The sequence below is a fragment of the Streptomyces sp. NPDC047130 genome (assembly GCF_040643475.1).
GTDB lineage: Bacteria > Actinomycetota > Actinomycetes > Streptomycetales > Streptomycetaceae > Streptomyces.
The window spans coordinates 179,614-194,645 of the sequence record NZ_JBEYUK010000012.1 but is presented as its reverse complement, the minus strand read 5'-3'; the positions used below and the strand labels follow the sequence as shown (position 1 = coordinate 194,645).

The 15,032-nt window shown below is 74.5% G+C and carries 9 protein-coding genes and 1 tRNA gene; 8 read left to right on the top strand and 2 right to left on the bottom strand.

Annotated elements, in window-relative coordinates:
• From ABZ836_RS17215 to ABZ836_RS17180, 8 genes are all read left to right on the top strand, one after another.
• On the top strand, positions 1-3,603 hold a 3,603-nt coding region (locus tag ABZ836_RS17215), incomplete at its 5' end, for a hypothetical protein (RefSeq protein WP_361142956.1).
• A 408-nt stretch (positions 3,604-4,011) separates the two neighbouring features.
• Positions 4,012-7,284, top strand: a complete 3,273-nt coding sequence (locus tag ABZ836_RS17210) for a hypothetical protein (protein ID WP_361142953.1) — start codon at positions 4,012-4,014, stop codon at positions 7,282-7,284.
• 371 nt (positions 7,285-7,655) lie between these two features.
• Positions 7,656-8,618 (top strand): RICIN domain-containing protein, encoded by a 963-nt coding sequence (locus ABZ836_RS17205; RefSeq protein WP_361142950.1) that lies wholly within the window; start codon positions 7,656-7,658, stop codon positions 8,616-8,618.
• A gap of 123 nt (positions 8,619-8,741) precedes the next feature.
• Positions 8,742-9,920, top strand: coding sequence for a mannose-binding protein (locus tag ABZ836_RS17200; protein WP_361142947.1), 1,179 nt, complete (start codon positions 8,742-8,744; stop codon positions 9,918-9,920).
• Positions 9,921-10,243: 323 nt separating this feature from the next.
• Positions 10,244-10,813 carry a hypothetical protein gene (locus ABZ836_RS17195; RefSeq protein WP_356135792.1) on the top strand — a complete coding sequence of 190 codons (570 nt, stop codon included), beginning with the start codon at positions 10,244-10,246 and terminating at the stop codon, positions 10,811-10,813.
• 54 nt (positions 10,814-10,867) lie between these two features.
• On the top strand, positions 10,868-11,368 hold the full coding sequence (locus tag ABZ836_RS17190) for a hypothetical protein (RefSeq protein ID WP_361142944.1): 501 nt from the start codon (positions 10,868-10,870) through the stop codon (positions 11,366-11,368).
• Positions 11,369-11,667: 299 nt separating this feature from the next.
• Positions 11,668-12,075, top strand: coding sequence for an FKBP-type peptidyl-prolyl cis-trans isomerase (locus ABZ836_RS17185; RefSeq protein WP_361142941.1), 408 nt, complete (start codon positions 11,668-11,670; stop codon positions 12,073-12,075).
• A 29-nt stretch (positions 12,076-12,104) separates the two neighbouring features.
• Positions 12,105-12,329, top strand: a complete 225-nt coding sequence (locus ABZ836_RS17180) for a tyrosine-type recombinase/integrase (protein WP_361142938.1) — start codon at positions 12,105-12,107, stop codon at positions 12,327-12,329.
• Positions 12,330-12,436: 107 nt separating this feature from the next.
• Here the strand turns inward: ABZ836_RS17180 and ABZ836_RS17175 are convergent.
• A tRNA-Pro gene (locus ABZ836_RS17175) sits at positions 12,437-12,510 on the bottom strand.
• A 111-nt stretch (positions 12,511-12,621) separates the two neighbouring features.
• Entirely contained in the window at positions 12,622-15,006 is a 2,385-nt protein-coding gene (locus ABZ836_RS17170) for a glycosyl hydrolase family 65 protein (RefSeq protein WP_361142935.1), read from the bottom strand.
• Positions 15,007-15,032: the final 26 nt, after the last annotated feature.

Below are 15,032 nucleotides of genomic sequence, written 5' to 3'. Positions count from 1 at the left end.
GCGATCAGCTCCTTCACCCACCTCCACGCACCCGACGGCCGCGGCCTGAACGACCTCCGCGGCGCCCAGAGCGGCCTCCACGCCGCCATCGCCGAAGAGAACCTCCTCGGCGAGAACACCCCCGTCGGACCCGTCCCCCACCAACCCGACGGCTACTCCTCCGCCACCCACGAAATCGCCCACCTCCTCCACACCACCGCCCTCACCGACACCGACCGCCACCTCATCCACCACGCCTACCACCAGCGACTGGCCGCCGGACCCGACGCCCCCTGGCCCGACGGCATCCGCCGCGACCTCTGGGGCACCCACGCCGACAACTACTCCTCCACCGACGAATACGAATACTTCGCCCAGCTCACCAACGCCTACCTCGGCACCAACCACGGCCACGACACCACCACCGGCCGCCCCCGCAACAACGGCGCCCCCTGGGTCCGCGCCAACGAACCCGACCTCCTCCCCCTCCTCGAACGCCTCTACGGCACCGACCCGCAGACCCCGCACCACCACCCCGCCAACCCCGTCACCACCACCACCGCCGACAACGCCACCCTCCAAGCCTTCCTCGACTTCATGACCGGCATCGGCGAGAGCGAGGCGGTGGCGGAACCCGCCGTCGCCCTCACCGGTCCGCGGACCGAGCCGCACGGGGAGGCGGGGGCTCCGGCGGGCCTGCACGCCGCGCCGTCGGGGCCCGCGAAGCGTGTCACCGCCGATGTGATGGAGGCGTACTTCCAGGCGTACGCGGAATTCTTCGAGACCGATGGCTCGGCGGCCGACTTCGACAGCGGCTACTACGTCTTCGCCTACAGCCAGGACCTGGTGGTCGGCACCGTCGCCGCGCACGACTCGATGCGCGAGCAGATGCGGCCGTTCCACGACCGGCTGGTCAGGATCCGGGAGGAGCAGGCCGCGTCCCCGACGCCGATCGACCGCCGGGCCGGGGCGCCGATGCGGCTGTACCGGAAGATGTCGGCGGCGGAGGCGGCACAGTTCCTGGACGCCCGGGACCCTCGGGCGGCCTTCACGGCGGCGATGGCGTACAACCGGAGCGACGAGTACCGGAAGTTCTTCACGACCTCGCTGTCCCACACGAGCGTCTTCAGCAACGCGAACGCCGCTTCCGACGACGAGCGGGTACTGGAGTTCACTCTGCCGTGGGACGGCTACTGGAACTTCGTCGGCAGCCACGGCACGCCCAACCAGCGGACGGGCGCCTATCAGATTCGCGACTCCGCGCTCGTCCACCAGGAACGGCTGCGCACCGGCGCCGCCGCCAACTTCCGCACCGACGAGGACGTGGCCGGCGTGCTGGCGGCCCACACCCACCACAACGTCGGCATCGGGCACGGCAACCAGAACGAGTTCGCCCGGCTGGTGACCGGCATGCGCGAGGTCACACCGCAGGAGGTGGAGCAGGCGGCCGGCGACGCCGCGGACGCCGCACGGCGGGAGCGGCGCGCGCGCGTCGACGCGGTCGTCGCCGAACGGGTGGCGCCGCTGCGCCGCCGCGAGGCGGTCGCCGTGCACGCGGCGCCCGCGGGCGCTGCCGCACCGCCTCCGCCGCCTGCCGCGCCGCCGGCCGCGCCGACCCCCGCCGTCGTCACCGGCGCCGAAGCCTCCGGCGAGCTCACCAGGCCGCAGGCGCTGGACCGGCGGGAGCTGGCCAAGCAGGCGATCAGCCACCCGCTTCCCGGCACCCGGCACCGCCCTCCGCTGACCGTGCACGCCTCGCGGTACACGGCGGACACGGTCCGGGACGACCGTCACATGGTCCCCGACGCCCAGGACCTGGAGCTGCTGCACGCCCTGCGGACCCCGGGCGACCCGCGTCACCGGGACGGCTGGGAGAAGCTGACTCCCAGTCAGTCGTGGGCGCTGCTCGCCGCCGAACAGCGCGGGGAGATGTTCCACGAGCGCGACCGCGCGGCCTTCCTGGAGCGGATCGGCCGGTTCAACGACTCGTTCCGCACCAGGTACCCGGTCGACGACCCGGAGCTCATGGCCACCGTCGTGCAGGCCGCGCACGACCATGTGCGACGCCTCCCGATCGCCTCCAACCTCGACCTCGCGGGACGTCCCGGAGGGGCGGCTCCGCGTCCCGACGGCACCGTCCCCACCAGGGCCGAGGCCGTCACCTCCGACACCGGTTTCCGCAGCTTCTGGGCCACCGGCTCCACCGGGGGCACCCCCAGCCGCGCCGGACGCGGCTGGGTCGAGGAACTCCAGGGGTACGCGGCCGCGCTGCGCCGCGTGGCCGGTGCCCCCGGGAACGGTCCGGACGGCGGCGACTTCGACCCGCCGGACCCCGACGAACTGCCCAAGTACGCGGCGCTCGTCTCGCCGTCGCAGAAGGGCGGCACCTACTCCTACGGCAGTGCCGTCGTCCACTGGAAGGACTCGGTGCGCGGCAGGGCCACCCACACCCCCGGGGACAGCGCCGACGCCGCCGAGCGGGGCGTCCTGTCGTACACCGACAACGCCCACGTCTACCCGCTCCTGGCCTACGGCGAGGAGCGGCGGGTGCGGCTGGCGCTGGCCGAGGCCACCGGGTTCCGCTACGACCCGGAGATGCGCCGCGACGTGGCGGAGCTCGGTTACGCGGCAGTGGGCCGGTACTTCGAGACCCAGATCCACGGCGAGCTGTCCTGGGCGGACGTCGACCGGATCGTGCTCAACTGGGGTGACCTGTTCGGCTCCGCCCAGCGGTTCACCACCCGGGCCCAGGCCGAGAGCATGGCGGCCTACCTGCGCGACTTCGCGGCCCGGCGGAAGCTCGGCCTCACCGTCGAGCTGGGCCGCGAGATCGGGTCCCCCGACGGCGCGGAGCGGCTGTCCGACCAGCGGCTCACGGCCCTGTACGACCTGGACGGCGTCGGGGACGACGAACGCGAGCTGGGCGTCCGGCTGGACCGGCTCGCGGCACCCGCCCCGTTCCTCGCCCGGGCCGACGACCGGGCGCTCCTGGCGCTGGCCCGGTCGGCCGGGATCGGCGAGGCGGATCCGGCCCGGGCGCTCGCGCTCCTGTGGCAGGCGGCGGAGCGCGCCCGCGACCTGCTGCCCGCCGGTGCGGAGTTGACCGTCGCCCACCTCGCCGAGCAGACGGGCCGGGCGACCGCGGCCACCGGGCCGGCCGGCGAGGACACCGGCGGTCCGGCGCAGGCGTCCGGCGAGGGGCTGACGCTCGAGGACGCTCTGCTGGAGGCATTCGGTGCGCACGGCGGGTTGCCCGTCGACCGGGATTGGTCCGTGCCCGTCGACGACCTGGACGGCCTGGGCGTCACCCTGACCTCCGGGCAGCGGGCCCAGGCGATCCTGCTGGGCGGCTCGTTGCCGGTGCGGGACCTCGGTCTCACCCCGGCGCAGCACCTGCGCTGGCTGCTGGCCCGGGGTGCCGGTGCCGACGGCGGCGGAACCGGCACGGACACCGCGGGCGAGACCTGGGAGCGGGCGGTCGCCTCGGCCGCCACCGCTCTCGGCGTCGAGATCGTCGTCGTCACCCCGGACGGACGCCCGCGCACCTTCGGCGTCGGCCGGCACGGCACCGTACGGCTGCTTTTCGACGGCATGCGGTATTTCGTCCCCGAGGAGCCGTCATGACACGTGGAGAGAGTGTCCAAGTATGATCAGGAGAAGTCGGCTCCTCAGGAGACAGGCGCATGCGGTGAAATGCCGCCGCATTGTGCCGTGCCAGGCCGTGTCCGATCAAACAGCCTGCTGCGCACGGGACTTGCCAGGTGCGGAGCACCGCGCGGAAGGAAATGGGCGCGGTGTTACGGTGAGCCGGCGCACGGGTCCGATATCGGTTCGACGTACCCGTTCACACATGTCACCCAGGAATTCACCTGCTATGTTCGTGGCGCATGAAATGATGCCGACCGCTTGTTCTCCGGCCCGGGCCGCCGAGGGGGGCTACCTCTGATGCGCTGGGGTCGCCGCCGGACCGCGTCCCGCCCGTCCGACACCTCCCGGCCCACACCGCGGGCCGAATCCCCCGGGCCAGGTCTCGTGGTCGAGGAGTACGGCCGCCTTCTGCTGCTCAGGCGGCCCTCCGACGAACTGCTGGGGCCCGCCGACATCGCGGACCTGACCCGGGCCCTCGAGGCCGACGACGACGACACGGTGACCGTCGTCGCCGGCGCGGACGGGAACACGGCCGCCGCCCTCTGGGCACGGCTCGGCGCCCTCATCGACACCCTGTGCGGCGACGGCGTCGGCACCATCCGGCTGGCGATGACCCGCGCGGGCGACGACCGCCCCGGTGGGCCCTCCGTCGCCCGCCGGATAGCCGACGCCTGGGAGATCGACGTCATCGCCCCGGACGGAACGGTCCTCGGCGTGCCGGGCGGCGGGCTCTTCGTCCACGACGGGCCGGCCGGCGGCGAGCCGGACGGCGGCCGGGAAGCCGGCTGGTGGCGCTTCTCCCCCGGTGCGCCGCCCGTCCCGCTGGGCCCCCGCCAGCCCGCACCCGGCTGGCAGCCCGCCCCGGGCTCCCTGCCGCCGCGCACCCGCAACGGCTGCGTCGTCGAGCAGATACCGGCCGGCCTGCTCGTCCGCCCCGACGGCGCCCGCGCCCCGCGCCCGGGCGACCTGTGCTACGCCGTGCCGGTCGACCGGAACGGCATCCTCGTCGTCGTCGGGGTGCCGGACGGCGAGGACGTCACCTCCGACGACGTGGCGGACCTGGTGACGGCGCTGCCCGTCGCCGCCCGCACGGTCCTCCGGTTCGCGCCGGGCGGCCGCCGGGACGTGCTGCGGGTCGGGCAGGACACCGCCGAACTGGTCGACGCCGACGTCGTCGTCTACAGCGGGCTGCCGCTGCTCGCCGAGTCGTTCGGCCGCGACGGGGACACCGTCCGCTCGATGACCGTGGGCGCCGACGGGTCCCCTCGCTGGCAGCCGTTCGTCGACTCCGTGATCTGCTCGTCCGGCGCGTCCTCGCTCCGGCTGCTGCGCTGGAGCCCGCCGCTGCCCGGCCGGGGCGACGCCCGGCGCGGCGTGGTGCGGCTGTCCGACCGGTGGCAGGTCACCGCGACCCGGGCGGGCCTGTGGGTCAACGGCACGGACAAGGAGCCGCCCTCCTTCGCGGCCCGGCCCGTGGATCCCCAGGGCCCGCAGATCGAGGTGGGCGGGCCCGGCGAAGCGCTCGACCGGTCGCTGTGGCCGGTGCTGGAGAGACTGTTCGACGCGCTGCCGCCCGGCCTGTCGGCCCGGACCCGCGTCCATGTGCACGGCACCGCCGTCGACGGCGGCCTGGAACTGCGCCGCCTGGCCGCCCAGTACCAGGTCCGCAGCCTGCGTTTCGCCTCGTTCGGCCGGACCGCTCCGGCCGCGCCCCTCCCCGCGCGGGCGCCGCACGGCCCCGCGGCGCTCCCCGCGCCCGCGCACGGGGCACCGCAGCCGGGACCGTCGGCGAACGCCGGTACGGGCACGGCGGCCAACGCCCCTGTGGCGGCGACGGGTTCGGGCACGGTTCACAGCACGGGAACGGGCACTGACGCGAGCACGGGCACGGGTTCGGGTCCGAGAACGACGGTGGGCTCTGCCCCGGGCACGGCAGCCGGGGCGGAGGCGGCACCCGCCGGGCCGCGGCTTCCCGCCGGCAGGAACGCGCCCGCTGAGACGCCCGCCGCGACGGGCCCGGCCGCTCCCGCGCCGGCGAGCAGGAACGTCTCCTCACCCCTCGGCGCCCGCGCCGCCCGGACGCCGGCCGCACCCGAGCCGGTCGCACCCCGGCCGGCCCCAACTCCGGGCTCCCGGCCGGACACGGAAACCGGCACGGACACAGGCACGGGCACCGGCACCGGCACCGGCACCGGCACGGACGGCGTCACCACGCCCGGGGTACCGCCCGTCCCTCCGCGTTCCCTGCCCACCACGACGGGGACGCCCGCGACCACCGACGGAGGTCGAGCCGGCGCACCCTCCACGGCGGGTGCGCCGGGCGCCCGCGGCATGTCCCCCGCGCCCGCCTCTTCCGTCTCCCCGGAACCGGGAACAGCCGCCGGAGCAGCGGCGGCCGGCGCCTCGGCCGGTCACCGCGCTCCGTCCGGCCGGTCCGCGGCAGCGACCGGCGCCGAGCCCTCCCGGCCCCCGGCCGGCCCCTCCCGCTCGGCCACCCCGGCACGCGCGTCACACCCGGAGCCGGCGTCGGCGCAGCGGGACCCCGACGTCCGCACCGCCCCCTCCGCACCGTCGTCCGCGGCGGAGCCCGCGTCCCCTGCCGCGCCGCCGGCCGGGCCCACCCGTCCGTTCTCCGGGGCCGGCGCGGGCCCCGACTCGCCCGTGGGCGGGGACGGCCGGAGCACCGGACACGACGAGGAAGCCCCGCTGCCGCCTCCCCCGAGCCGCCCTGTCCTCACCAGCAGCCCATCCCCGGCCGACCCCTCACCGGCCGCCGCCGAGCGCGCTCCGCGTCCCGCCGAGCCGCCGACGCCGCGCACGCCCTCGGCCGAGGGCGCCACGCCCGTGCCGCCGCCGACGCCCTCACGGCCGTTGCCTCCGGTGCCCTTTCTGCCCGGGCACCAGAGCACGCACGCGGAGCAGGCCGCGTTCCGGTCGCTCGCCGACGCGGTGTGGGACCGTCAGGCGGCCGTGGTGACGCGCATGTTCACCCGCATGCCCGCGTTGCGCGGACCCGAGCAGGAGGCCGCGCGCGCCGACCTGGTCGCGCTGCTGCTCTACCTGAGGAACGGTGTGCCGGACGGCGGACTCGGCCACGAGGAACTCGACCGGTCCCTGCGCGCCGGCGACCCGCGGCTGCGGCCCTACGGCGCCTGCGTCACCTCGGCCCTGCGGCGCCTGCCGTCCTTCCGCGGCCCGGTGCTGCGCGGGGCCGGGCCGGACAGCGGCACGCAGGACCCGGCACCGGTCCCCGGCACCGTCCTGCGGGACGCGGCGCCGGTGAGCGCGCTCCCGGGCGACGGCCGTGGCCCCTCCCCCGCGACCGCCCGGTACGCCATCTGGTCGGTGACCGGTCGCCGGGTGCGGCAGTTGTCCGACGCCACCGGCCCCGCCGCCCTGCACGACGAGGTGGTCTTCGCGCCCGGCACGGCGTTCCGCGTGCTCGACGTACGGACCGGCGGTTCCTCGCCCCTCGTCCTGCTGCGGGAACTGCCGGCGGCTCGGCTCGCCTCCCACGTCGGCCCGGCGCGGCTGGACGACCAGGACCGGGCCGCACTCGCCCGCCTCGGCGAGGCACTGGACCGGCACGATCCCGCAGCCGTGTCGTTCGACTGGCCCTCCCGCTGTACCGGACCCGTGGGTTCCCCCGACCACTGACCTGACCCCTCCCGACCCCTCCTGGCCCTCCGCACCGCCCCGCTCGCCGACAGCCGGCGGGCGGGCCGGACCCGGCCGGACCAGGACCAGACCCAGATTGCGAGACAAGACCGATGTCTCCTCAGAAGGACGGCGCGAAGCCGACCGGTGCGTCGTCGGCCGCAGCGCAGCCCGAGGTCCCCAAGGTGCGCCAGGCGTTCGCGCTGCCCGGACCGGCCGTCGGTCCCACGACGGAACTGAAACCGGCCTCCGCGCGCACTGCCGCGACCCCCGAGGACGCCGACAGCCCCGGACCCGGCTCCGACACCGGCACGGGCACAGGCACCGGCACAGGCACAGGCACAGGCACAGGCACAGGCACAGGATCCGGAGTGGGCACGGGCACGGCCCCCGCCACGGGCACGGACTCCGACGCGCGGCCCGACGCCGGCGTCACGGCCGACACACCGGTCCGGGAGTCCGCCCCGGCTCCGGGCACGGCCGCGCTCGCCGGCGACCAGCCCTCCCACGCGGCGTCGGACACGGCCCCGCCTGAGGGCGACACGCTGGTGAGGGCGGACGCGACGCCCGGGCGCCCGAAGAAGCCGGTGCTGGCCGCCGCGGCGATCGCCGGAGCGGTGCTCGTCTCCGTGCCGTTCCTGCTGCCGGGATCCGGCGACCGGGACCGGTCCGCCGCGGCGGTGGTGGCCGACTCCACCGACGGCACGGTCCTGGAGGAGGGGCCGCGCCGGGCCGGACAGTACGCCGCCGAGTCCTCTTCGCCCTCGCCGTCGCCCGAGCCCACCCCCTCCGACACGGGCGAGGCCGGGGAGGAGAAGAAGCCGGACAGGACGGACGACGCGGCCGAGAAGGACGGCAAGGACACGCGGGGTTCGGCCGACGACTCCGCCGAGGTGGCGGAGAAGAAGGACGAGGCCCCCGCTACCCGCAAGCCGGCTCCCGCTCCCCCTCCCGTGCCCGGTGACACCCTGGTGAGCAAGGCCTCGGGGAAGTGCCTGAGCGCCGGATCCGGCGCCGACGGCACCCAGTTGACGCTGCAGACCTGCAACGGTGCCGCGGGGCAGCGCTGGACCTTCCGGTCGGACGGCACCATCCGCGCCCTGGGCCGGTGCATGGACGTGGCCTGGGGCGCCCAGGAGAACGGTACGGTCATCCAGGTCGCCGACTGCAGCGGCAACCCGGCCCAGCAGTTCCACCTGAACTCTGCCGGGGACCTGGTGGCCGGAATCGCCGGCAAGTGCGTGGACATCCGCGACGGCCGTACCGCCGACGGCAGCCCGGCACACCTGTGGTCGTGCGTCGGCGTACCCCACCAGAAGTGGCAGCGCGGTTGACCGTCCCGGCCGGCTCCACCACCGCGCCCCCGCATCCCTTGCTCCATACCCGTCGTGACCGCCGCGCCCGGCCCCACGGGGCCGACGGCGTCCGACGGCCCATCAATGAGGAGAAGTGACAGGATGGTTCGTCAGCACCCCGCATCGGACGGGCGCGACCCCGCGGAGGCGGGCGCCACTCCGCGCGTGCGGGTGGCCGTACCGCTGCCCGCCGCCTCCGAACCGCCCGCCGGCGCGCTGACCCCGGCGGGGCGTCCGGAGCCGGCCGGCGATCCCGAGGCGTCCGCGGGCCCGGAGGGGAGGAGGAACGGGACGTCGTCCCAGGCGCCCCCCGCCGAGGCGGAGGACGGCACCGCCACAGCGGCCGGCGGAACGCGCGGCAGGAAGCCGGCGTCCGGAACGGCGGTGACCGCGAGCGCGCCCGCCGGGCCGGAGACGTCCGGCGAGCCGGCTTCGCCGCCCTCCCGCACAGCCGTCACTCCGGCCGCCGGTGCCGGTGCCGTAGCCGGTGCCGGTGCCGGTGCGTCGGAGCCCGCCACCGCGACGGCGTCCGACAGCGGTGCGACGCCGCCGGACGGGACGGCCGACGCGGGCGCGCACGGCGGGCGTCCCAGGAAGCCGGTCCTGGCGGCGGCCGCGATCGCGGGAGCCGTACTGGTGGCCGTGCCGCTGCTGCTCGCCGGGGGCGCGAACGACAAGGACGACAAGCACAGCACCGCGCGAGAGCTGACCGCCAACGACTCCGGAACCCTGCTGGACGAAAAGCCCGCCGGCGGCACCCCGGAGGACTACGTCACAGAGAAGCCCAGTCCCTCTCCGAGCCGGGAGAAGGAGGAGAAGAAGGCCGAGGCCCCCGTCAGGCCCGCACCGGAAGCGCCGGTGCGCCCGTCGAAGGCGGAGCAGGAGCCGAAGCGGGAGCCGGAGCCCAGGGACAACGAGCCGAAGGCGAAGGAGAAGGAGGAGGAGGCCCCGGCTCCGGTGTGGACGACCGAGACCATCACCGCGCCCAGCACACTGCAGGTCGGCCAGGCCTGGACCACCAACCGGATACGGATGGTCCTGCAGAAGGACGGCAACCTGGTCGTCTACGACAACCGGAGCGGCAAGGCCGTGTGGGCGTCCATGATGTTCGGCCAGAACCACAGGGCCGTCTTCCAGGCGGACGGCAACCTCGTGGTCTACAACCCCAACCAGCCGGTCTGGGCGAGCAAGACGCACGGCAACAACGGCGCGAAGCTGGTTCTGCGGTCGGACGGCAAGGTCGTCATCATGAACGGGAGCAGGGTCGTGTGGTCCACCTGAACCGGTGCACCGGCACACCGGAAGGGCCCCGGCGAGCAACCGCAGCGGCGGCACGGAGACCGGCCCGGCAGCCGCAGGGGCCCAGCAGCACGGTGACCGGCCCGGCGGCGCGGCGTCCGGCCAGGCCCGGCGGTGGCACGATATCGACCCCCTCACCCAGCCACAGCGGGCACGCCCGGACCGTAGCGGCAGCGCCTGACCGTCGTCGCGGATCGCACCCGTTCGGACCACTGTGATGGCGGAGTGGGCGGAGGACAGAAAGGGTGAAGGGCGCTGTCCACGTCGGCCCAAAAGCCCCTCTTCCGCGCTGAAGGAGCTCCGCCATGTCTGAACGCAACACCGCCGTCCGCAGCCTGCACGATCTTGGCCTGGCGGCCTGGTTCGGTGGCTCACTGATGGGGGCGGTCGGCCTCAACGGTGCTGCCGAGGATGAAGGGGGCACGGAGGCGTCCCGGGACCGGATCGCGTCGTCCGGGTGGGCGAAGTGGGCCCCGGTCAACGCCGCCGCGATCGGCGCGCACCTGTTCGGTGGCGGAGGCCTGCTCGCCGTGAACGCGCACCGGGTCGCCACCCAGCAGGGTGTGGCCGCCTCCACCACGGCCAAGACCGTCGTCACCGCCGCGGCTCTGGCAGCCACCGCCTACGCTCGCGTCCTGGGCAAGAAGGTCGAGCTCGCCTCCTCCACCGACCCTGACGAGGCCGCGAAGGCGACCAGGCACCCGATCGACCTGGAACGGGCGCGGCGACAGTTGCACCTGGCGCAGTGGGCGGTACCGGCCCTGACCGGATGCCTCGTGGTGCTCAACGCCCTGCACGGCGAACAGCAGCGCCCGAGCGAGCAGATCCCCGGCATGTGGGAGCGGGTCCGCTCCGCAACCCACCTCATGCCGTAAGGCCCCGCCGTATGCAGGGTCCGGACTTCCGGGACGGCCGCTACCGTCATCGCCATGGATCCCGCAGTCATAGCCGCCCTCGTCGCTGCCCCGGCCACGGTGGTAGCTGCCGCGGCGGCCTTCGCGGCCGGCCGAGCACAAGCGCGGGGAGCCCACCGGGGGCCCGTGGACGCGGTACGGCGACAGCACCAGCGCGATGCGTACGCCTCGCTCCTGGTGGCTCTCAATGCGTACTTCGATGAGACCCGCCCACTGGCGAACATGCTCGCGACGGGTCGGTCGCACGCCGGCAACCACCCGAGCGACCTCATCCTTGAGGTCGCGGTGAGTGACATCCGCACGGCTCGTGTCGTCGTCAGCCTGGAGGGGCCGGACGAAGTCGCCGAGGTGGCTGAGGCCGCCTTCACAGCTGCTGTCCGAGTCAGGGCTGCGGCAGCGGCTTGCAGCCGGGACGCGCCATCCGTGGAGGCTCGGGACGCCGTCCTCGCGCTCAACGCCGCGATCCGTGACTTCGTGCGGGTGGCCCAGAGGCACCTGAACAGCGCCGAGGGCTGAGCCGCCGGCCTGGCGCCCTCCGGCCGCTCACCCGGCTGCCCGGGTGGGAACGCCGACTCCAGCACCGGCCGTCGGAGGCTGTCCGTCGCTCCGAGAGATGCACCGGGACCTGCACGGCGAACGGCCTAGAGGCGCGCCGGGCCGCACCTCGTCGCGAGGACGGCCGACGAGGTCGAGTGGGTGGCGGGGGAACTGATGGGAGAAGCCCGGGAGTTGGCCGGCGCGGTGGCGTCCAGGGCGGCGTTCTCGGTAGCGTGACCGACGTGCGACGACCTCCGACTGATGGTGATGAGCCTGCGATGAGTGAACCGTCGAAGCCCGAGGTCACCGTGCCGGAGGGCGACGCTCCTACCGAGCTGACCGTCCGGGACCTGGTCGTCGGGGACGGAGCCGAGGTCAAGCCGGGCATGGTGGTCCGGGTCCACTACGTCGGGGTGACCTTCGAGTCCGGGAAGCAGTTCGACGCCTCCTGGGACCGCGGTCAGCCGTACAAGTTCACCCTGGGCGGCGGCAAGGTCATCAAGGGCTGGGACCGGGGGGTGAGGGGGATGAAGGTCGGCGGTCGGCGCGAGATCATCGTTCCCCCGCGTCTCGGCTACGGCAAACAGTCGCCTTCGCCGTTGATCCCGGCCGGCTCGACCCTGGTCTTCGTGGTGGACCTGCTGGACGTGTACTCCAGCACCCATGGGTGGAGCAATGCCTGGTAGCGCTTCGTGACGTTGAGTGATCTCGACTGGTGGTGGGCAGCCTCCGAGACGCCGGGCGACGCCACGACCTCCGGCACACCGGGCTCACCTGGTTCGCCGACGCCGGAGTACCCGTGCACGTCCTCCGCAGGAGCACCGGCCACGGATCACTGATCACCGCGCAGCGCTACCCGCACCCGGACGCACACAAGAACACGGCTGCCGGTGCGGCACTCTCCGCGCCCCACGCTCGCTGCCGGGCGCGATCGTCGTGACCCGCTGACCCCGGCCAAGGGCTCCGGTCCCCGACTGGCCCTCAGGAACGATCAAGGGCCGGTCTCGGATGCCTCCGAAACCGGCCCTGACCTGCGACTGTCTCCAGTCGGGACGACAGGATTTGAACCTGCGACCCCTTGACCCCCAGTCAAGTGCGCTACCAAGCTGCGCCACGTCCCGATGCGGTTCCACGCGGGCGGTTGCCCTGCGTGATCGCGCGGATCAAGCCTACCGTATGCGCGGGAGTGGTCGTGCACGGGGCGGCCCGCCGTACCGTACGCCGCCGCGGGCTCACTCCGGCCGCTCCGGCAGGGGGACGGACCGGGTCTCGCCGGGGGCCAGCGACTCCGTCCAGTCCCCCAGGTGCACGGTGACCGGCTCGAGGGCTGCCGCGGCGACGGAGATCTCCAGCTCGCCCGGGCGCAGCCGGACCTTGACCCCCCAGTGGCCCCGGTAGCGCAGGCAGAACCGGTACTCGGACATCTGGGGCAGGGGCACCGGGTCGAACCGCAGGGCGCCCGCGCCCGTCTCCAGTCCTGGCAGGCAGCGCTGCACCAGGTCGAGGGTGCCGGCCATGGCGCCGAGGTGGATCCCCTCCCCCGTCGTGCCGCCCTGCACGTCGGCGATGTCCCCGGCCAGCGCCTCCTGGACGAACTCCCACGTCCGGGCGCGGCGGGCCCGGGCCAGCACCCAGCCGTGCACCAGGCTGCTGAGGGTCGAGCCGTGGCTGGTGCGGGCCAGGTAGTGGTCGACGGTGCGCAGCCAGGTCTCGTCGTCCAGGTCGTGGCCGAGACGCCGGAACTGCGTGCGCAGCTCGCCCGGCGGGAAGAGGTAGCCGAGCATCAGGACGTCGGCCTGCTTGGACGCCTGGTAGCGGTTGACGGTGTCGCCCTCGGCCTCCAGGATCCGGTCCAGCCGGCGGATGTCGCCGTACCGGGCGCGGTAGCCGTGCCAGTCGAGTTCCTGGAGCTCGCCGTAGCCGGAGAACTGGCTGATGACCCCGGAGTGGAAGGGCACGTGGAGCCGGCGCGAGACGTCGTCCCAGTGGGCGAGTTCGGCGTCGTCGACACCGGTGCGTTCCAGGATGTCGCGGCGCAGGGGTTCGGGCAGCTCGCCGAGGACGTCGAGGGCGCGGGCGATCACCCAGGAGGCGGTGACATTGGTGTACGCGTTGTCGTCGAGGCCGGGGCGCGCGGCGTCGGGGTAGGCCTCGTGGTACTCGTCGGGCCCGACCACGCCGCGGATGCGGTAGCGCTCGAGGTCCTTGTCGAAGGTGGCGTAGTCCGCCCAGAAACGGGCGATCTGCAGCAGCATCTCGGCGCCCTGGCCGTGCAGGAAGCCGGTGTCGCCGGTGGCCTCGGCGTAGCGCCAGACGTTGTAGGCGATGGCCGAGCCGACGTGGTACTGGAGGTGGCTGTGGTCGGGCAGCCAGCGGCCGGACCGGGGGTTGAGGTGGAGCCGCTGGGTCTCCTCCCGGCCGTCGCTGCCGCTCTGCCAGGGGTAGAGGGCGCCGCGGTAGCCGGCGTCGGTGGCGTTGAAGCGGGCGCGCTCCAGGCGGCGGTGGCGGTAGGTGAGCAGGGCGCGGGAGACCTCGGGGAAGTGCAGGTTGAGGAAGGGCAGCACGAACAGCTCGTCCCAGAAGACGTGGCCGCGGTAGGCCTCGCCGTGGAGGCCGCGCGCGGGGACGCCGACGTCGAGCCCGGCGGTGTGCGGGGAGAGCACCTGCAGGAGGTGGAAGAGGTGGACCCGCAGGATCGGGCCGGCCTCGCCGGGGACGTCGAGTTCGGCGCCGCGCCACAGCTGGGACCAGGCCACGTGGTGGGTCTCGAGCAGCGTCTCGAAGCCGCCGGCCCGGCCGACGCGGTCGAGGGCGGCGTGCAGCGGGTCGCTGATGGCGGGGTCGCGGGAGGTGTGCAGGGCGACCGTCTTGTCGACGGTGGCGGTGTGCCCGTCGGCCACGGCGAAGCGCATCAGCCGGGCGACGGAGGTGTCCTGCTGCTCGGTGACGGTCTCGGCGGGGGCGTCGACCTCGGTGCGGGCGGCGAGGGCGACGCGGATGTCCGAGGTGGTGGTGCGGCACCGCACCCAGGCGGTGCCCTCCTCGGTGACGCCCGGCTGGATGTGGGTGAGGTGGTGGGAGGCGAGGTCCTTGTAGCGGTCGACGTTGCCGTTGGTGACACCGGCGTCGAGCGCGGACTCCACCTCGAGCACCCCCGACCAGCCCTCGGGGGTGAGCTCGGTGCGCAGCAGCGCCAGGTGCGGGTCGGCCATGTGGACGACGCGCAGCTGGCGGACCCGGACCGCGCGGCCGTCGGCGTCGAGGTAGCGCAGGGTGCGTTCCAGCAGCCCGCGGCGCAGGTCGAGGCGCTGCCGGTACTCCTCGACGGTGTGGGTGTCGGGGGTGAACCAGTGGCCGGTCGCGGTGCGGAAGCGCAGCGGGAGCCAGTTGGGCAGGTTGACGACGTCCTCGTTGTCGATGTGCCGTCCGGCGATGTCGGAGACGAGGCGGTTGTAGCAGCCCGCCGCGTAGGTGCCGGGGTAGTGGACCCGGTCGCGGGCGCACTCGGGCAGTGCGCCCCGGGTGGCGAAGTACCCGTTGCCGAGGGTGCACAGGGATTCGCGCAGCTTCTCCTGCGCCGGGTCGTACCCCTCGTACTCCCAGGTCCACTCGCCCATGGCGTCTCCTCGCGGCTGCGGTGCGG